Below are 19,149 nucleotides of genomic sequence, written 5' to 3'. Positions count from 1 at the left end.
CTCTGGCCGAAAAGCGATCTTCGTCGCCTATGATATGATTTGTGATCACGCTTGCTTTGATCACGCTATTCGGCTTTAATTTCTTCCGCAAGCCGAAAACGGCCAAGACCGGGATTGCCTATGCAGAAGGCCGCCATCGAAAAGAACAATGAGATGATCGCAGCCCAGCTTACGCCGGTCGGCCGCGAGACCGTGCAGGATCGCGTCTATTCGGAGCTGCGCCGCGCCTTGATCGGCGGCCTTTTCGAGCCGAGCCAGGTGCTAACCATCCGCGGCCTCGCCGACGCGCTGGTCACAAGCACCATGCCGGTGCGCGAGGCGCTCGGACGGCTGATCACCGAGAAGGCGCTGGAGGCGCTTCCCAACCGTTCGGTGCGCGTGCCGCCGATCACGCTGGAGCGCATCGACGACCTCTTGCGCGCCCGCTCCCTGATCGAGGGCGAAGCGATCGCCCTGGCCGCCACGCGCATGAACGCGCGCCAGATCGCTTCGGTCGAAGCCATGCTGGGGCAATGGGACGAGATGCGCGCGCTCAAGCACAAGAAGGATATCGACCGCGAGGCCACGCTCAATCAGAGCTTCCATTTCGAGATCTACCGTTGCTGCGGTTCCGCCGTGCTGATCCCGATGATCGAGAGCCTCTGGTTGCAATCGGGGCCTTGCATCCGCGTTGCCATCTACGCCTTCTCCGACGCCGGCGAGGTCGATACGGCCCACTACCACCGCAGCATTGTCGCAGCGCTTGCGAGGCAGGATGCGCAAGCGGCGCGCGAGGCGCTGGTGGCCGATATCAGCCGGCCCTTCGCCTTTCTGCGCGACAAGCTCCAATCCACAAGCAAGGAAGGATTGAGGGCATGACGGCGCCTGGCATCAGCATCACCGAGCCACGCTCGAAGCTTTCCGTGACCGCGCTGCTGTTGCCTGAAAAGGCGCCCGACAACGCTGCCTTCCTGCTGGCGTATCTCGAGCAGCCGCGCGTCGTTGCCGGCATCCATGCTATGTGGACGGGGCCGGAAATCTCCTGCCCGGTTCCATCAGCCGAACTTGAGGGCCAAACCTATGCCAGGCCCTTGCCGGCGGAGAACGCAACGCTGACGCCGCAGCCGGGCGACATCGTGTTGTCCTACGTGCCGCCGCGCATGTGGGGCGGCAACCCGAATGCCATCTTTGACGTCGGCCTGTTCTACGGAGCGGGTGCACGCCTGCTGTTCCCGATCGGCTGGCTTGCCGGAAGCGTCGTCGCGCAGGTGGTGCCTGAGGATCGCGATAAATTCGCAGCCGCTTGTGGCGTGATCCGCCGCAACGGTGCCTGCGACATCACCTTCACCCGGGTGGAGATCTGAATGGCTGAGACCGACGACAGTTTTGAGCTCTTCGACCTTCGCGTCGAGGCGGTTATCCCCGAGGGCAAGCCGATCTATTGCGGCGCCAAGCCCGGCGACTATTTCGAGTTGAAGGGCGAGATGCTGTCGATGCCAGCGGGGCAAGGTTTCTCGATCTATTCCATTGCGGCAGTGTTGCCGCTTCTGGCCGCAAAGCAGCGCCCGACCCACAGGAACGACTGGATGACGTCGGACGCCGAGATCGCTTGTCCGGATCCCAATTGTGCCAGCCGGCTGAGGATCGTCAGGACCGGCAAGCGGCGGTTCAGCCATGCCGAAACGACGGCGGTGCCGCTGCCGAAGGAGAATGACCGGAGATGACCGCCAAGGCTTTCGAGCTCAGCCCCGGCTATACGATCTCGCGCGTTATTCGCGGCGGCTGGCAGCTTGCCGGCGGGCACGGCGCGATCGACCGCCAACAGGCGGTAACCGACCTGATCGCCACCTTCGACGCCGGCATCAGGACCTATGATTGCGCCGATATCTATACCGGTGTCGAGGAGCTGATCGGCGCGGCACGCCTGCGCCTTGCCAATGAGCGTGGCCTTGATGCTGCCGCCAAGATGAAGGTGCACACCAAGCTAGTGCCTGACCTCGAACGGCTTTCCACGATCAGCCGCGACTACATCAGCAGCATCGTCGAGCAGTCGCTGCGGCGGCTGAAGACCGAGCGGCTCGATCTCGTGCAGTTCCACTGGTGGGACTATGCGCTGCCCGGCTATGTCGAAGCGATGGGCTGGCTCAACGAAATCCGCGGGGAAGGCAAGGTGCGCAACATCGGCACCACGAACTTCGACACGCCGCGGTTGGCCGAGATCCTGGCCGCCGGTGTGCCGCTGGTCAGCCAGCAATTGCAATACTCGGTGCTCGACCAGCGGCCAGCCAACAGCCTTGCAGCGCTCGCCAGCCGGCACGGCGTCAGTTTCCTCTGCTACGGTTCGGTGGCGGGCGGCTTCCTCAGCGAAAAATGGCTTGGCGCTGCCGAGCCGCAGACGCCGCTCGAAAACCGATCGCTGGTCAAATACAAGCTGATCATTGACGACTTTGGTGGCTGGGAGCTTTTCCAGGAGTTGCTTCGCACACTGAAGGCCGTCGCCGACCGCCACGGCGTCGATATCGCCACCATCGCCAGCGCCTGGGTGCTGGAGCAGCCGCAAGTGGCGGCCGTCATCGTCGGCGCCCGCAACCAGGCGCACGCCCTTGCCAATGCCAGAATCATGGACGTCGCGCTCGATGCCGACGACCGGGCGAGGATCGCTGCCGTGATCGCGCAAAGCCGTGGGCCGCTGGGCGACGTCTACACTTTGGAACGCGACCGTCACGGCCGCCACGGCTCGATCATGCATTACAATTTGAATGCAGGCAGGAAATGAACGCGGCCATGGACGAAAAGCCCTCCTTGCTTTCCCGCGCCAGCGCCGAGGTGGCCGATCTCCACCGCTTCTTCGTCGACTGGTTCAATGCGGCGAGTGCGGACAATGCAGATTTCAGGCGCTTCGAACGCGTCATGGGCGAAGGCTTCTGCATGGTTGTGCCGGATGGCCAGGTCCTCGATCGTGACGCGGTGCTCGACCATGTAAGGGCAAGCCGCGCCACTTGTGACGGCAATTTCACCATCTCGATCGAGGAAATCCGGGCCGGCTGGCAACAAGGCGACACGATCGTCGTCAGCTACATCGAAGCGCAGCAGCGCGCCGGCAAGCATAGCCGCCGCCGCTCAAGTGCCGTTTTCACCACCAGTTCATCGGCGCCCAACGGCGTCGAATGGCGATATCTGCATGAAACCTGGCTGCAGATGCCGGAAGGCTGAACAGGCTCAAGACATCAATGAGAGTCGTGTAACGAAAGGGGAACAGCAATGAAAAAGACCATACTTCAGATCACCACCGCGCTCGCACTGCTGACAGCGGCCGGCGCAGCGCAAGCCGCCGATTGCAAGATCACCGTCGGCCTCGTCATGGAACTGACAGGCCCGGCCGGCGAGTACGGCCAGGCCGGCGCCAAATCGGTCGAGATGGCCTTCCGCGACATCAACGATGCGGGTGGCGTCCGCGGCTGCGATCTCGCAACCGACACGCGCGACAGCCAGAGCCAGGGCAACATTGCGGTCGACGCCGCGACGCAACTCGTGCAGGTCAAGAAGGTGCCAGTGATCATCGGCGGCATCATCTCCTCGGTGTCGATCCCGATCCTGACCTCGGTCACCGCTCCGGCCAAGATAGTCCAGGTGTCGCCTGCTTCCTCGTCGCCGACGCTGACGGCGCTCGGGCGCGACGGCAAGACCAACGGCATCTTCTTCCGCACCATCACATCTGATGCGCTGCAGGGCGTCGCCGCCGCCAAATATGCCATCGACAAAGGCTTCAAGAAGCTGGCGGTCATCCACGTCAACAACGACTTCGGCGTCAACATGGTGGCGGAATTTTCGCGCGCCTATAAGGCACTCGGCGGCACCATCGTCTCCGACACGCCCTACAATGAAAAGCAGTCGAGCTATGCCTCGGAAGTGACGGCGGCGATGGCCGGCGAGCCCGACGGGCTTTATCTCGTCAGCACGCCTGTCGACGGCGCAACCATCGCCCGCACCTGGATTTCGCAGGGCGGTGTCCAGAAATTCCTGCTCAATGACGGCATGAACAGCCCGGACTTCATCGAATCCGTTGGCGCGGATTATCTAAAGGATGCGTACGGCACTTCCTCCGGCACCAGCCCGACCGCATCGACCGAGTATTTCACCAAGAACTACAAGGAATTTTCGGGCATCGAACCGTCGAACCCGGCGGCCGACCGGTCGTATGATGCCGGCGCCATCGTCGGCCTGGCCATCGCCATTGCGGGCTCCGAGGATCCAGCCAAGATCAAGGAGGCGATGTACAAGGCGGTCGACCCGGCCGGCACGCCGATCTATGCCGGCAAGGACGAGTTCGCTAAGGCGCTCGGCCTGATCAAGGATGGCAAGCCGATCCGCTACGAAGGCGTCATCGGCCCGGTCGCCTTCGACAAATACGGCGACATCACCGGCCCGTTCCGCCTCTGGAAGATCGTCGACGGCAAGGTGACGACCGACGGCGAAATGACGACGGATGACGTCAACGCCTTGCAGGCGAAGCTTCAGTAAGCCGCCTATGTCTTGTCCGGCATCGATCCCATTCCATTGAGGTTGATGCCGGACACTTGCATGTCCTGTTGCCGGTCAGGCCGGCCTGGAAACGACCACCGCACCAGCCGCCGGCATGATCCAAGGGCAGGCATAGTAATCGGCGATGCGATTTATGATCCCGCCAACGGCTTCGATCCGAACCGGATGGGCCGGCTTCCAACTATCTTCGCCATGGTGGAGCACGGGCAGCACCGCCTCGCCATCGATCTCGCCAACCGCCATTTTCCATGTCGTCGAAGCTCTTTCGTATTCGACGAAGTAAGGTGATTCCGACAGCCTGCCCTTGAAGCAATCCGCGACCCGCAATTGTGCGTCGGCGCTGGTCAACGCTCGTACCCCATCCCAGTCGCGGCGGTTGAACAGTTCGACATAGCGGCTGAGCAATTCCAAGAGTTCCGGATCGCGTTGGGGCTCCGAACGGACGATCGACTCGCCCGACAAGGCAGCCAATTTAGAGCGGCCTCGGTTCAACGCAGCTTTGACGCCACCCACGGTCGAGCCGACGAGATCGGCAATCTCTTCCAGCGAATAGTCGAAGACGTCCTTGAGCAGGACGCAGGCGCGCTCCTTGGGCGGCAGGTAGATCACCAGCCGCTCGATGGCGCGATCCGCGCCCTGGCCCGCCGGCTCGACCGGCAGGACGATCTCGTCTTCGACGAAAATTGGCCTCCGCATGCCGACGCACCTGCCGGCTTCGCAGGAAATCGATGCAGCGATTATGCGCAATACGAAACAGCCAAGGGCGAAGAGCACTCGCATCGTCCAGCTTCTCGATCTTCCGATAGGCCTCGAACAGCGCCTCTTGCATCACGTCTTCGGCGTCGAGCGTTGAACCGGTCATGCGTGCACAGTAGCGGTGCAGCCGTCCACGCAAATGCGCGACTGTCTCCAGGAAGCCGGCGTAGCGGACGTCGAAAAGCCCGGTCGGGTCAAGTCCTGGCTGCATCTTCATGGCATACGGATCATAGCGGGACATAGGTCAGCGTAATGACCCCGTTCTTGAAACGGTGCGTATCTATAAGCTCCAGCTTGACCAGGGACGGGTCGACATCCTGGAAAGCGCGTTTGCCAAGGCCGACGCGGGTCGGCACGATCGAGAGTTGATACTCGTCGACAAGCCTGTTGGCGAGCAGCGTCTGGTCGAGATTGCTCACTCCATATTTCAATATGTTGCCGCCGGTTTGCTGCTTGATCCTGGCGATTTCGGCAGCGACGTCGCCTTCGATCAGCGATGCGTTCCAGCTCACTGCCTTGAGGCTGCGCGACGCGACGAGCTTCTTCAGCCCGTTCATGCGGTCCATGTACTTGCTGCCTTTGACCTGCGGCCAACGCGCCGAGAACATTTCATAGGTGACGCGGCCGAGCAGGAAAAAATCCGCGTCGCCGGCCTTTTCATATGAGTGCTCCTTCATCTCCTCGTCGAAGAACGGTGACGCCCATTCCATCGGTGCTTCGATGACGCCGTCCAGCGAAATGAAGCTGCCCACAATCAATTTTCTCATCGCGTGTCTCCGGCTGCGCAACAGGCATCCCGTCTGACCCAAGAACCGGCGGGACCACAGGATGCAGTGTCTGAGACGTTTCCGGTTCGACTTTGGATACGCGTGAGAATCGTTTGAGCTAATAAAGCGGCTTGGCCATATGCCGGGGGGTCGGCCATTCCGTCGTTATCCCCGGCTGCACCGGCCGCTCGAGATAGGTCGACAGGACCACATAGCTTCGGGTCGAGGTGACGCCGGGTGTTTCGTAGAGGCGCGACAGCAGGCCCTCGAGCGCCCGCGTGTCCTCGGTGCGGACCTTGATCAGCATGCATGTGTCGCCGGCCACCGAATGGATCTCCTCGACTTCGGGGTGTTCGGAGATTGCCATCAGCTCCGGCGTCTTTCCCCACCCCTTTGTGTCGATATGGACGAAGGCAAGCAGCGGCTTGTGCACCGCCTTGGGATCGATGATGACCGCGGTGTTGCGGATGGCGCCGCTGCGCCGGAGGCGCTTGACGCGTTCATGGGCTGCCGGCGGTGAAAGGCCGACGCGGTCGCCGAGCTCGGCATAGCTGATCGTGGCGTCGTCGACCAGAACGCCTAATATTTTTCGGTCGGTTGCATCGATATCGCGGGCGGCGGGCCTGTTCTGCGGAATGCCATCTGTTTCTTCATCCATATTAAAATTCCCGATTGATGCAGAATTTAATACGGCCATTATTGCCATATCTCGAACACTGATCAAGTCGCCACATTCGCAGCGGCGCCCAGGCCGCCAATCCCGGCACTCGCTTACCTGCTGACGGGGTGCATTGCCGTGATCGGCTCGAACTCGCTGGTGCTCGGTCCGATCGCGCCGGCGGTGGCCGCGTCCTTCGGCACAAGCGTGCCGGCGGTTATGATCGCGTCGGCCGCGTTCGGGCTCGGGACGTCGGCAAGCGCCTTGTTCCTGGCGCGCTATATCGATCGGCTTGGCGCCCGCCGCATGCTGCAAGGGGCGTTGCTGCTGCTGGCGATAGCGCTCGTCGCCAGCGCCGCTGCGCCGACCGTGACGGCGCTGGTCGCGGCCCAGCTTCTCGCCGGCATCGCTGCAGGTGTCGCCATGCCGGCAATCTATGCCAGCTCCGCCGCGATTGCGCCGCCCGGCCGCGAAAGCGGCACCATAGGCGTCGTGCTGACCGGCTGGACGCTGAGCATGGTCGCCGGGGTTTCGCTGTCGGCCGTGCTTGCCGATCTGGTGCATTGGCGCGCCGTATTCGCTGCGGTCGCGGTGCTCTCAGCACTCGCCTTGGCCAGCCTGTCGCTGACCTCGCTCAGCGATGTCAGGAAGAGCGGTCCGGCACCGACGCCGCTGGGTGCGTTGGCCGTTCCGGGCATAGTGCCGCTGCTGGTCGCCTGCGCGGCCTTCATGACCGCGTTCTACGGCATCTACGGCTATCTGGGCGATCACCTTCACAACGGCTTGGGACGGCCGGTCAGTGCCAACGGGCTGGCCGCGCTCGCCTATGGTGTCGGCTTTGGCGCGGCGGCACTTCTTGACGGCGTTATCGACCGCTTAGGCGCGCGGCGTGTCATGCCATTTGCCTATCTGCTTGTCGCGGTCGTCTATGTAGTGATTGCCGCGGCAAGCAGTAGTTTTCATCTGACCATAGTGGTGATAGCCGTCTGGGGCCTTGCCAATCATTTCGGGCTGAACGTCCTGGTGATGCGCCTGTCGGCGCTCGACCCTGCGCGTCGCGGCACGATCATGGGTTTGAACAGCGCGGTGACCTATCTTGCGGTGTTCGTCGGCACCACGGCGTTCGGACCGCTCTATTCCACGTTCGGTTTTGCAGCATCGGCGGTGATTGCAGCTTTGCTCATGCTGATCGCTGCTGCGGCAGCGGCGTGGCGTTCGCCGAAGCTATAGCGCAGCAAGGCTTGCTTCTCGGGCCCGTCCTTCGATAGATGCTTGGCGGATGAACAATACAACGCTTGAGACAACCGCCGACCCCTTGCCGCACGAGCTGGCTTTTCTCGGAGAGCGGCTTGCGGCGTTCAACGACAGTGATGTCGGCGCCTCCTGCAGGAAGGCATTGGCCGTGTTCGTGCGCGATGAGCACGGCGCTATTGTCGCCGGCATCTCGGGATACACCGCCTGGGGCTGGCTCTATGTGCAATGGCTCTGGGTCGATGAAAAACTGCGCGGTCACCGCATGGCCGGCAGGATGCTCGAGGCGGCCGAGAGGGAGGCGATCGCGCGCGACTGTCACGGCGCCTGGATCGACACGTTCAATCCCAAGGCCGCCAAGGCCTATGAGCGCCAGGGCTATCAGCCCTTCGGCGTGCTTGCCGATTTTCCCGTCGGCCGCAGCCGCATCTTCCTGCAGAAGAGGCTGAAGCCTGACTAGCCGGCAAGGCGTCCGCCGCACATCGGCTTTGGCACGCCGGTCGTACTGGGGAAGCTGATCGGCAAGCCCCTGAGCACGCGCACTGCCAGGAACGCAAAACACTCCGCCTCCACCGCATCGCCCTTCCAGCCAAGCGCCTCGGCCGGAACCGCTTCGACGCCAGCGCGGCTGGCAAGCATGGCCATGATCGTTGGGTTGTGTCGACCGCCACCGCTGACCACCAGCCGCTTCGGCCGGCGCGGCAGAAGATCGAGCGCCTTGCCGACGGCGGCCGCGGTGAAGGCCGTCAGCAGGGCTGCGCCATCCTCGGTGTTCATTCCGTCCGCCATCGAGGCGCCGAAATCGAAACGGTCCAGCGATTTCGGGTAGGGTTTGGTCAAATACGGATGCTGCAGGAGCTTGGCCAGCCGCGCTTCGTCGACCGTGCCGGCGCGGGCAAGGGCGCCGTCGCGGTCCATTTCGCCGAGCCCCTTCGATTTGATGAAATCGTTCAGCGGTGCGTTGGCGGGCCCGGTGTCGAAGGCAACAACATTGTCCGTGCCATCCCACCAGGTGATGTTGGCGACGCCGCCGAGATTGAGCACCGCCGTGTCGCCGGTGGTGTCGGCTTCGCGCAGCAGCGCGGCGTGATAGGCGGCCGACAGCGGCGCGCCCTGGCCGCCGGCGCGCATGTCGGCCGAGCGGAAGTCATAGGCGACCCTGGTGCCAAGGATGGCATGCATCAGCTCGCCGTCACCAAGCTGGCGGGTCTGGCCCAGTCGGCCCACTTGCGGGGCACGGTGCAGCACGGTCTGGCCGTGGAAGCCGACGACCCCTATATCGGCCATCGTCAGCCCGTGGCTTTCGACCAGATCCTTGACTGCCGCGGACTGGGCGCGCGTCAGCGCTTCCTCTGCCTCATCGAAGATTGCCGGTTCCGGCCCTGTGAAATTCCAGCTCCTTGCCTGCCGCAGCGTCTCTTCCAGCAAGGTCCGGATCGACTGCGGGTAGGGGGCAAGCGTGTAGATGCCGAAGTCGTCAATCCGTTCGCCGTCGGTCTTGATCAGCGCGACATCGATATTGCCGTCCAGCACGGTGCCGGTCATCAGGCCGACGGCCCACATGGGTTCGCCATTTTTCGGATTCATGGTTGTCAGGCTCCGTTGACGAGATCGCCGACCGCTTGGCGAAGCGCTGCGATCCCGCTGTTGAAATGACGTGTCGGATGGATCCGGTTGGTGAGCAAGGTCCAGGCTCTGCCTTTGTCGAAGTCGACCCACAGCCCGACACCGGTAAAGCCGGTATGCCCGATGGTTTCGGGGCTGCATAACCGGCCGCCGGACCAGCCTTCGTAGGGTCGCTCCCAGCCATGGGTGCGGGTTGCCGACAAGGGCGTGCGCATTAGCGCGATCGAACGCTGCGACGCGCCGGTCCCGTCCAGCAGCCCTTGCGCAAAGTCGAGGACCGAAGCCGCCATTCCGAACAGGCCGGCGTGACCGGCACCTTGCAAGGCCGAGCAATTGTCGTCGTGGACTTCGCCGCAGAGCACGCGATGGCGCCATGTGCAGTCTTCGGTCGCCGCCGCTTGATCCGGTTCGGCGGAGAACGCGAAGCCCGGACCGGGATCTATGTCGCGAATGGTCTTGCCAGACAGGCGCTCCAGGACGAAGCCGAGCAGGATGAAGTTGATATCGGAATAGACCGGCTCGCCAGCCTGCCATTCGCGCTGCAGGATGAAGGCGCGCAGCAGCTCGGGGTCACGCCCATAGGTGTAGATTGGCGCGACGGCGGGAAACGGTGTCTGATGGCCGAGACACTGGCGAAACGTTACGTTCCGTTCCCAGGCTTTTTCGTCATATTGGCGAAGGTCGGACAGGACGGAAATCAGCGGCGCGTCGAGGTCGATGACGCCTTCTTCCGCCAGTGCCAGGATACGCGACGTGGTGAAGATGACTTTGGTCAGGGATGCCAGGTCGAACCATGTCCCGACATGCATCGGCCGTATCTCGGGCACGACTTGGGCTGAGCCGATTGCCCGGACGATGCGTTCGCCGTCCCCGTCAACTATGCCGAGCACGCCGCCCGGAATGCGCGATGCGGCCACGGCCGCTTCGAGCGGGGCGAATGCGCGGGAGAAGAAATCATGGTCAATCAACTACGCCTCCGTTTGGAAGGCAGCGATGGGGCTGTCCCTCCGGCCTTTCGTATCCTTGGGCGACAATCATCACACTTCCACCCGTGCTCTATGATCCGGCCCGAATTGCTGCCAATTAGCCGGCCCCGGCTCAAACCCCAGCGGACGCACGAGCGAGGGGACCTGGCGCGTGTCCAGCTCGAAACGTTCATGCCGCCGGTCTATAGTAGGAACGGCCGCGATAAGCTGTTTGGTATAGGAGTGCTTCGGCTCCGAGAGCACCGATCTGGCATCGCCGATCTCGACGATCTGGCCGGCATAGATGACCGCGATGCGATGGGCGATCCGCTCGACGACAGCCATGTCATGCGAGATGAACAGATAGGCCAGCCCGAATTCACGCTGCAGCTCGATCAAAAGCTCCAACACCCTGGCCTGCACCGACACATCGAGCGCCGAAACCGCTTCGTCGAGGACGACAACCGAAGGATTGAGCATCAGCGCGCGAGCGATGCACAGGCGTTGCCGCTGGCCGCCGGAGAATTCGTGCGGATAGCGCCGCAGGCTGTTTTCCGGAAGGCCGACGCGTCTCAGCAGCGCGGCCATTTTCGCCCGCGTTTCAGCAGTTATCCGTCCGCCGGTAGCGATCACCGGCTCCGCGAGGAGGTTTTCGACGGTGAGTCTGGGATTAAGCGAGCCATAGGGATTCTGGAACACCATCTGCACGGGAAGGGCGCTCTGCCCGGCGGCGGCCTTGCGCGCGCTAGCCGAGATCGTGCCGCGCGTCGAGCGCACCAGCCCCAGAATCGCGCGGGCGGTGGTGGACTTTCCGGAACCGCTCTCGCCGACGACCGCCAATGTCTCGCCCGGCATTAGCTCGAAATCCACACCGTCCACGGCATGGACGGCACCGCTGGTACGGCTGAAAAACCCAGCCTTGACCGGAAACCGCACTACGAGGCCATCGACCTTCAGCGCCGGCTCGGCAGCTTTTTGCGTTTCGCGTTGCACGTCCTTGCGTGCGGCACTGCCGCCGGCGAAATGCGGCACCGCATGAAGCAGATGCCGCGTATAGGGATGCCGCGGATCGTCCAATATCTGGTTCAATGCGCCCTGCTCGACAGCTTCTCCGCCTTGCATCACCATCACCTTGTCGGCGATGCCTGCAACCAGACCGATGTCGTGGGTGATGAAGATCATCGACATCCCGGTTTCCTGCTTTAATTCGGCGAGCAGCGCCATGATCTGCGCCTGCACCGTAACATCCAGCGCCGTCGTTGGCTCGTCGGCAATGAGCAGGCGCGGGTTGCACGCAATCGCCATGGCGATCATCACCCGCTGCAGCATGCCGCCCGAAAGCTGGTTGGGCGTGTATTTCAGCCGCCGTGCAGCGTCGGGAATACGCACGCGGTCGAGCGCGTCCTTGGCCGCCGCCGTCGCTCGCCGGCCGGTCAGGCCGCGATGCAGGCGAAACGATTCCTCGATCTGCCTGCCGATGGTCAGCACCGGATTGAGCGAGGTCATCGGCTCCTGGAAGATCATGCCGATTTCGCCGCCGCGGATCTTCGTCAATTGCGGCTCGGCTGCGGCTGTCAGGTCGAAGGTGCTGCCGTCGGCCCGCCTCAGCTTGATCGACCCGCCGGTGATGCGGCCGCCGCCATAATCGACGAGGCGATTGATCGACAGCGCCGTGACCGACTTGCCCGAGCCGCTTTCGCCGACGATTGCGAGCGTCTCGCCGTCGGCGAGATCGAAACTGACGCCGCGCACGACCTCATTGGCTTGCGGATTGCGGCCGAAGCCGACGCGCAATCCGCTGACGGACAGCAGCGGGATCATGCGATCGATCTCCGCATCTTCGGGTCGAGGACATCACGCAACGCATCGCCGAGCAGGTTGAAACCGAGGATGCCGATCATGATCGCCACGCCCGGGAAGATCATCAGCCAGGGAGCTGTCTCCATCAGATTGCGGCTGTCGCTCAGCATCAGGCCGAGCGACGCGGCGGGCGGCTGCGTGCCGAGCCCGAGGAAGCTTAAGCCGGCTTCGGTCAGCAGTGCCCAGGCCAGCGCCAGCGTCACCTGAACCGTCAGTGGCGCCACCAGATTGAGCAGCAGATGCCGTGTTACGATATAGCCCGCACTGCTGCCGAACGTGCGGGCCGCGTCGACGAACTCGCGCGCCTTGAGCGACAGAGCCGGACCTCGCACGACGCGCGTGAAGATCGGTGTGTAGACGACGGCGATGGCAATGACGCTGGTCGAGGTTCCCGGTCCCGCAACCGCGACGATCAGCAGCGCCAGCAGGATCGCCGGGAACGCCAGCACAACGTCCATGATGCGCATCACCATGCCGTCCCAGCGGCGCCCGAACCAGGCTGCCGCCAGCCCGAGCACGGTGCCGGCCAGTGTCGCAAAGGCGACCGAAAAGAAGGCCACGATGAAGGACTGGCCGATCCCGGTCATCAGCCGACTTGCGACATCGCGGCCGAACAGGTCCGTGCCCATCCAGTAGATGCCGTCAGGCGCATGCAGTCGCTCGACCCGGTGCTGCGTCAGCGGATTGTGCGGCGTCAGCCCCAGCATGCCAAGCACGGCAAGCAGCAGATAAAGCGCAACGATGGCACCGCCGATCCGGCCACTGGGATGCGCAAATATAGCCCGCAATGTCGCCATCAGTGCTCGCTTAACCGGATACGCGGGTCGAGCGCGACATAGGCGAGGTCGACGAGGAGATTGACGATCATGAAGTTGAAGGCGATGAATAGCACGCTTCCCTGCACCAGCGCGTAGTCGCGCTGCAGGATGGCATCCAGCACCATGCGGCCGAGACCGGGCAGCGCATAGATCTGCTCGACGATGACAGCTCCGCCCAGGAGGTAGCCGAACTCTATGCCGCTCAGCGTCACGACCGGGATGAGCGCGTTGGGCAAAGCATGCCGCCAGATGACGCCGCGCGCCGAAACGCCCTTGCTACGCGCCGTCCTGACATAGTCGTCGCTGAGCACATCGAGCATCGCCGAACGCGATATGCGGGTCACCGAAGCCGCGAAGGCAAATCCAAGCGTGACCGCAGGCAGCAACAGCTGGCCGAGATTGCGCAGCGGATCCTGCCACAGCGGCGAAAACTCGCCCATCGCCGGCAAAACGCCAAACCCCGCCGACAGCGTGTAGATGATCAGCAGGGCAAGGACGAAGTTCGGCGTCGACTGCCCGATCATTGCGACAACGCGCACGCCGAGGTCGGATAGCTTTTCGTTATGGGTGGCGGCAAAAATCCCGGCCGGCATGCCGACAAGCAGGGCGATGACCATCGACAGCAGGGCGAGTTCCAACGTTAGCGGGAAACGCTCGAGGATGACGTCGAGCACCGGCCTGCCATAGGTGGACGAAAGGCCGAGATTGCCTTGGAAAAGACCAAGCAGCCAGCGCCAGTACTGGATGAACCAGGGCTGGTCGATGCCGAAATAAGCTGCAAGCGCATCGCGCTGCTGCGGCGTCAGCAGGCCGGCTTCGGTCCCCAGCATTGCCGTGATCGAATCGCCCGGAACCATCCGGATCGCCAGGAACACCACGATGGACACGCCAAGCAGGACGAGAGGGAAGGTCGCCAGTCGCCGCATCAGATAGTTCACGCGAAGAATATCCTCTCGTCCGGCATCAAAGCAGCTACTGGATCGTCACCTTGGCGAGGCTGAACAGCGAACCTGTCGGCACCGGTTCGAATCCTGCGATATTCTTCTGCTGTGCCGTGTAGCTGTAGGACGTGTAGAGCCAGATCCAGGGCGACATCTCAGTGATGTGCTTCTCGAAGTCGGCGAAGATCGCTTTGCGCGCTGCCGGGTCGGTCTCGGTGCGGCCCTTCTGCATAAGACTGTCCAGCGTGTCGTCGATATAGTTCGCCACCTTCTGCAGATTGCCCGTCTTGGTCCAGTAGCGGTTGTACATAGTGTAGGGATCGGCCCTGCCGCCGTTCAGCGCGACGGCCATGTCGAAATCGCCCTTCAGCCAGGCGTCGACATAGACGTTGAGCTCCATCATCTTGATGTCGAGCTTGACGCCGATTTCTGCGAGTTGCGACTGGATCACCTGGGCTTCCGCCGCTGCCGTCGGCGGCTCGCCGGTGGCGCCGATCACGGTCGCCGAAAAGCCGTCGGCATAGCCGGCTTGGACCATCAACTGCTTGGCCTTCCCAATGTCGCGCTTATAGCAGAACAACTGCTTCGGATCGGTCGCCAGTGCCGGGATGGTCAGCGGGCCGGTGACCTTGCCTTCGCCGAGCGAGGCGGTGTCCAGCACTTCCTGCCGGTCGATGGCGCAGGAAATCGCCTGACGCACCTTGAGTTCGGTCATCGGCTTGCGGGAGGGATTGAGCTGCAGCACGTGATAGGCAAGCACCGGCACGCGGTTCAACTGCAGGCTGGCTTCCTTGGGCACCAGCGTGGCGACAAGCGGATCGTTGAGCAGGGCAAAATCGATCTGCTTGGTGCGCATCGCCGCCAGGATTGCCGTCTCGTCCGGCAGCACGCTGATATCGATGCCGTCGACGCCGGTCGCGCCGCCTGCCCAGTCCTTGTTGGCGACAAGCACTTCCTTGGAATTCGGATCCCATTTTTCGAGCTTGAACGGACCCGAGCCGATCGTTGTCGTGCCGATCGAGCCGGCCGCGATTTCGCTTGCCGGGACGATCGCCGCATTGACGTCGCTCATCGCCGTCAGGATCGGCACATCCGGCTGCGAGAGGTGGAACACGACGGTGGCTGGATCGGGCGTGTCGATGCTGGCGATCGAGAGAAAGTTGGCGCGCGCCGCAGCACCCGTCTTCTCGTCGAGTATGCGCTCGAACGATGCCTTGACGTCGGCCGAGGTCACGGCGGCGCCGTTCTGGAATTTTGCTTTCGGATTGAGCTTGAAGCTCAGCTCCTTGCCGTCCGGCGAGAACTGCCATGAATCGGCAATCGCGGGCGTGATTTGCAGGTTTGCGTCGAGCCGCACCAGCGGTTCGTAGATCAGCTCCAGCAGCCGCAGTGAGGAGAATGCGGTCTGCTTGTGCGGATCAAGACCGGTGGCGTCCTGCGACCACGCCATATGCAGCGTCGCCGCACTCGCCTGCACCGGTAGCGCGGCGATGCCAACCATTGCCGCGAGCGTCATGCCGGAAAGCAGTTTCTTGCCAATGTGCCGTACCATTGTCGTTCTCCCATTATTGTTAAACCAGATGCCTTGCAGTTCCCCGGACCGCTTCAAAGGGACACACGCCCCGGAACATCGGCCCAGTATCCATGCGGTCTTACACCGTCTTTTCGCCTATCGCCTTGCGCAGGAAACCTCCCGCGTTGGCAAGCGCCTTACGTGCTTCTTCGACACCCATGCCGGTGATCGTCACCAGGATTGCCAGTTTTACATCATTGCCGGTCTGGTCGAGTGCCTGTCGTGCCTGCTGTGCCGCGCAGCCGGTCGTCTGCATCACGATCCTGACCGCCCTTGCTACAAGCTTCTTGTTGCTTGGATTGAGGTCAACCATCAGGTTCTGATAGCTCTTGCCGATGCGGATCATGCTGGCGGTGGACAGCATATTGAGCACCAGCTTTTGCGCGGTTCCCGATTTCAGCCGGGTCGAGCCGGTGAGGACCTCCGGGCCAACCACCGGAGAGATGCCAATATCGGCAATGCCGGCAATGGTCGATCGAGGATTGCAGGACAACGCCACGGTGGTGGCTCCCACTTCCTTGGCATAGGTCAGGCCGCCGATGACATAAGGTGTGCGTCCGCTGACAGCGATGCCGACCACCACGTCGTCGGCGGTCAGCTTGATGTCCTGCAGCGCCTTTATTCCCTGTTTCGGATCGTCCTCGGCGCCTTCCGCAGAGTGCACCAGCGCGTCGACGCCGCCGGCGATCAGGCCCACCACCATGTCCTCGGGTACGCCAAAGGTCGGCGGACATTCCGAGGCGTCGAGGACGCCGAGCCGGCCGCTGGTGCCAGCCCCCATATAGACAAGGCGTGCACCGTTCTGGAACGCGCTCACGATCCGGTCCACAGCCGCAGCAATGTCGGGGATGACCTTCTCGACGGCTGCCGCAACGCCTTTGTCCTCGTCATTGATCTTGCGCAGCACCTCGAGGGTCGGCAACAGATCGATATCCATGGTTTTCGGGTTCCGGTCCTCGGAAACCAGCCGCTCCAGCTCCGACATCAACCCTTGTTCGACCACTTCGCTTACTTTCAAGTGCGACTGCGAGCAGGACTGTGATGCCCGCAGCAAGCGGCGTCCAGTGCCTGCACCTGGCCGTCGGCTCCGTACCGGCTGCGCCGGTTCTGTTTCGTTAACTTCTTAGAATTCGATATTCCCTGTGTCAACGGAAAGTAGGAATATTATATTCCTTGCGAGCAAGGCATCACTGGCGGCAGAGGGATTTTCTGGCCAGGATTATGGCTCCCGAAACCGCGTCGCCGTCGGCCGGTTTCAGCCGTCGGCGGACGTCGGGAGCGAGCCATGGCTCAAGCGGGCTGGACAACCCTCCGAGCAGCGTAACCCGCGGCGCACCTTTTTCGAACAGCACCCGCACGAAGGTGTCGATCTGCTCGGCAGCGCCTTGCACGATCCGCCGACCGGCCGGATCGCCCTGGTCGGCATGGCGGATCACCATCGGCGCCATGGCGGCATAGTCCGTCGCACTGGCGCGGTCCATCCAGGCCACCGCCTCGAACGGATCGTCCTTGAAGCGCTGCATCACCTCGGCCAGCAGCGCCGTCCGCTCATGCCGGCCGTCATGGGCTCGCAAGGCAAGCTGCACTGCCTTCAGTCCGAGATCGGCGCCGCTGCCCTCGTCGGAAATCGGAAAACCGTAGCCGCCGACGCGCAGGTCGCGCCCTTCGACAAAGCCGAGCCCGATCGAACCGGTCCCGGCTATGACGATGGCGCCGTCTTGACCCGAATGCGCGCCAAGGCAAGCCGCGACGCCGTCGCTGACGAAGTCGATGCTCGCAAAGGGTTGTTCGATGCCATGAAACGCCTCGAGCGCACCCTTACGGCCGATGCCGGCAACACCGATACCCGCGCGGATCCTGGCGATTTCCGCCGCCGCGAACCCTGCCTCTTCGATCGCCGCGCCAAAGGCTTTGGCAATCGAGGCCCAGGCCACCTCTATACCGAGTCGCGTTGTCGCCGGGCCCGACAGGCCTTGCCCGAGCACGGTTCCTGCCTCGTCTTCGATACGCGCCCGGCAGCCGGTTCCGCCGCCATCGACGCCCAGGAAATAATGCGGAGACGCCCCACCGGCACTCATTGCCTTATTCGTTCGATCTGGGCGCCGCACAGCCGGAGCTTGCGGTCCAACTGCTCGTACCCGCGGTCGAGATGATAGACGCGATTGATCGTCGTCTCGCCCTCCGACACCAGCGCTGCCAGCACCAGCGAGACGGAGGCGCGCAAGTCGGTCGCCATCACTTGCGCGCCCTTCAGCTTCTCGCCTCCGCGCACCAGCGCCATGGTGCCTTGCAGCTTGATATTGGCGCCGAGCCGCATCAGTTCAGGCACATGCATGAAGCGGTTCTCGAAGATCGTCTCGCGCAACAGCGAAGCGCCCTCGGCACAGCACATCAACGCCATGAACTGCGCCTGGAGATCGGTCGGAAAGCCCGGATAGGGCTCCGTCGTCACGTCGACCGCCTTGAGCGGCCCGTCTCTCGATACGATCAGCCCGCGGTCGCCCGGCCATATTTTCACACCGGCTGCTTCGAGCAGCTGGACGACGGATGCCATGTGCTCGAGCCGCGCGTGGGTCAGCTCGAGCTGACCGCCGGTGATGGCCGCTGCGACGGCATAGGTGCCGGCCTCTATCCGGTCCGGGATGATGTCGTGCGTGGCGGCGCGCCAGTCTGTGCTGCCCCCGATCAGGATGCGGTGCGTGCCGGCGCCCTCGATCCGCGCGCCCATGTCGTTCAGGCAGGCGGCAAGATCGGCCACCTCCGGCTCGCGGGCCGCGTTGAGGATCTCGGTCTCGCCGTTTGCCGTCGTCGCCGCCATCATCGCCGTTTCGGTCGCGCCGACCGACGGCGAGCTCAAAACGATGCGCGCGCCTTTCAGTCCGCCCGGCGCAGACGCGACGATCAGTCCGTTTTCGATCGCGATATCGGCGCCAAGTGCGGCAAGTGCGGCGACATGCATGTCGACCGGCCGTGCGCCGATCGCGCAGCCGCCAGGCAGCGAGACCCGGGCATGGCCGAAGCGGGCAAGCAGTGGACCGAGAACCAGCACCGTCGCGCGCATGCGCCTGACGGTATCGTAGCTTGTCTCCCTGGAAGCGGCAGCACTGGTATCGATTGTGGCGGCATGCGCCGATCTGGTGACTTCGGCCCCATGAAGGCCGACGACGCCAAGCATGTTGTCGATATCCGTCACCTCAGGCAGGTTGGTCAGCTGCAGCGGATAGGGGCTGAGCAACGCCGCCGCTATTTGCGGCAAGGCCGCGTTCTTGGCGCCGGAGATCGTCACCGCGCCCTCAAGCCTGTGCCCGCCGACGATCCGCAATTTGTCCATGGCTCTGACCTAATCCCGAGCTGTCGGCGAGTCTACGATCTTTTCATGTCCGAATCGTCGACATGCCCGAAGGCTGGGCCGC

General features: G+C 63.2%; 20 protein-coding genes and 1 pseudogene. 8 read left to right on the top strand and 13 right to left on the bottom strand.

Translation table 11 applies throughout. The annotated features are described in order from the left end of the window. The first annotated feature begins 120 nt into the window (after positions 1-120). Genes NKH99_RS12620 through NKH99_RS12595 form a run of 6 tightly spaced genes read left to right on the top strand, consistent with a single transcriptional unit; the run spans position 121 to position 4,500 of the window. Entirely contained in the window at positions 121-858 is a 738-nt protein-coding gene (locus NKH99_RS12620; protein ID WP_353014283.1) for a GntR family transcriptional regulator, read from the top strand. Further along, positions 855-1,343, top strand: coding sequence for a DUF3830 family protein (locus NKH99_RS12615; RefSeq protein WP_353014281.1), 489 nt, complete (start codon positions 855-857; stop codon positions 1,341-1,343). Before NKH99_RS12620 ends, NKH99_RS12615 begins: the two co-directional genes overlap by 4 nt. Next, positions 1,344-1,703 carry a TIGR04076 family protein gene (locus tag NKH99_RS12610; RefSeq protein ID WP_352472221.1) on the top strand — a complete coding sequence of 120 codons (360 nt, stop codon included), beginning with the start codon at positions 1,344-1,346 and terminating at the stop codon, positions 1,701-1,703. Then, positions 1,700-2,755, top strand: a complete 1,056-nt coding sequence (locus tag NKH99_RS12605) for an aldo/keto reductase (RefSeq protein WP_352978634.1) — start codon at positions 1,700-1,702, stop codon at positions 2,753-2,755. The genes NKH99_RS12610 and NKH99_RS12605 overlap by 4 nt, the downstream gene beginning before the upstream one ends. 8 nt (positions 2,756-2,763) lie before the next feature. Then, on the top strand, positions 2,764-3,192 hold the full coding sequence (locus tag NKH99_RS12600) for a DUF4440 domain-containing protein (protein WP_353014279.1): 429 nt from the start codon (positions 2,764-2,766) through the stop codon (positions 3,190-3,192). Between the two features lie 48 nt (positions 3,193-3,240). Beyond that, positions 3,241-4,500, top strand: coding sequence for an ABC transporter substrate-binding protein (locus tag NKH99_RS12595; protein WP_352472226.1), 1,260 nt, complete (start codon positions 3,241-3,243; stop codon positions 4,498-4,500). Positions 4,501-4,575: 75 nt separating this feature from the next. On the opposite strand, the gene NKH99_RS12590 is transcribed toward NKH99_RS12595, so the two are convergent. The 4 genes and pseudogenes from NKH99_RS12590 to NKH99_RS12575 all read right to left on the bottom strand — a co-directional run bounded on the left by NKH99_RS12590 (position 4,576) and on the right by NKH99_RS12575 (position 6,702). Then, complete coding sequence (locus NKH99_RS12590) at positions 4,576-5,217, bottom strand: sigma factor-like helix-turn-helix DNA-binding protein (RefSeq protein WP_352472227.1); 642 nt, start codon at positions 5,215-5,217, stop codon at positions 4,576-4,578. Between the two features lie 58 nt (positions 5,218-5,275). Further along, positions 5,276-5,383: pseudogene (locus tag NKH99_RS12585) on the bottom strand (sigma factor); the annotation flags it as partial. 121 nt (positions 5,384-5,504) lie between these two features. Further along, positions 5,505-6,044 (bottom strand): dihydrofolate reductase family protein, encoded by a 540-nt coding sequence (locus NKH99_RS12580; RefSeq protein ID WP_352472229.1) that lies wholly within the window; start codon positions 6,042-6,044, stop codon positions 5,505-5,507. A gap of 118 nt (positions 6,045-6,162) precedes the next feature. After that, a complete protein-coding gene (locus NKH99_RS12575; protein ID WP_352452390.1) occupies positions 6,163-6,702 on the bottom strand; it encodes an Lrp/AsnC family transcriptional regulator in 540 nt (179 codons plus the stop codon). Positions 6,703-6,750: 48 nt separating this feature from the next. Between NKH99_RS12575 and NKH99_RS12570 the strand changes: the two genes are divergently transcribed. Further along, on the top strand, positions 6,751-7,932 hold the full coding sequence (locus NKH99_RS12570) for an MFS transporter (RefSeq protein WP_352612215.1): 1,182 nt from the start codon (positions 6,751-6,753) through the stop codon (positions 7,930-7,932). A 49-nt stretch (positions 7,933-7,981) separates the two neighbouring features. Next, a complete protein-coding gene (locus NKH99_RS12565; RefSeq protein ID WP_353014276.1) occupies positions 7,982-8,413 on the top strand; it encodes a GNAT family N-acetyltransferase in 432 nt (143 codons plus the stop codon). On the opposite strand, the gene NKH99_RS12560 is transcribed toward NKH99_RS12565, so the two are convergent. From NKH99_RS12560 to murA, 9 genes are all read right to left on the bottom strand, one after another. Further along, positions 8,410-9,540, bottom strand: a complete 1,131-nt coding sequence (locus NKH99_RS12560; RefSeq protein WP_353014274.1) for an anhydro-N-acetylmuramic acid kinase — start codon at positions 9,538-9,540, stop codon at positions 8,410-8,412. The genes NKH99_RS12565 and NKH99_RS12560 overlap by 4 nt on opposite strands. A gap of 5 nt (positions 9,541-9,545) precedes the next feature. After that, positions 9,546-10,547: a serine hydrolase domain-containing protein gene (locus NKH99_RS12555; protein WP_353014272.1), complete on the bottom strand. Its 1,002-nt coding sequence runs from the start codon at positions 10,545-10,547 to the stop codon at positions 9,546-9,548. Positions 10,548-10,616: 69 nt separating this feature from the next. Then, entirely contained in the window at positions 10,617-12,365 is a 1,749-nt protein-coding gene (locus NKH99_RS12550; RefSeq protein ID WP_352472237.1) for an ABC transporter ATP-binding protein, read from the bottom strand. Beyond that, positions 12,362-13,201, bottom strand: a complete 840-nt coding sequence (locus NKH99_RS12545) for an ABC transporter permease (protein WP_352472238.1) — start codon at positions 13,199-13,201, stop codon at positions 12,362-12,364. The genes NKH99_RS12550 and NKH99_RS12545 overlap by 4 nt, the downstream gene beginning before the upstream one ends. After that, positions 13,201-14,160, bottom strand: coding sequence for an ABC transporter permease (locus tag NKH99_RS12540; protein WP_352819084.1), 960 nt, complete (start codon positions 14,158-14,160; stop codon positions 13,201-13,203). Before NKH99_RS12540 ends, NKH99_RS12545 begins: the two co-directional genes overlap by 1 nt. 34 nt (positions 14,161-14,194) lie before the next feature. Next, a complete protein-coding gene (locus tag NKH99_RS12535; RefSeq protein WP_352849900.1) occupies positions 14,195-15,715 on the bottom strand; it encodes an ABC transporter substrate-binding protein in 1,521 nt (506 codons plus the stop codon). A gap of 100 nt (positions 15,716-15,815) precedes the next feature. Continuing rightward, entirely contained in the window at positions 15,816-16,739 is a 924-nt protein-coding gene (gene murQ, locus NKH99_RS12530) for an N-acetylmuramic acid 6-phosphate etherase (RefSeq protein ID WP_352819165.1), read from the bottom strand. Positions 16,740-16,923: 184 nt separating this feature from the next. Further along, a complete protein-coding gene (locus NKH99_RS12525; protein ID WP_352819089.1) occupies positions 16,924-17,814 on the bottom strand; it encodes a glucosamine kinase nucleotide-binding domain-containing protein in 891 nt (296 codons plus the stop codon). Continuing rightward, positions 17,811-19,067 carry a UDP-N-acetylglucosamine 1-carboxyvinyltransferase gene (murA, locus tag NKH99_RS12520; RefSeq protein ID WP_352743532.1) on the bottom strand — a complete coding sequence of 419 codons (1,257 nt, stop codon included), beginning with the start codon at positions 19,065-19,067 and terminating at the stop codon, positions 17,811-17,813. Before murA ends, NKH99_RS12525 begins: the two co-directional genes overlap by 4 nt. Positions 19,068-19,149: the final 82 nt, after the last annotated feature.

The organism is Mesorhizobium sp. M0854, assembly GCF_040319815.1.
Lineage (GTDB): Bacteria > Pseudomonadota > Alphaproteobacteria > Rhizobiales > Rhizobiaceae > Mesorhizobium.
This window is presented reverse-complemented; position numbering and strand designations above follow the sequence as displayed.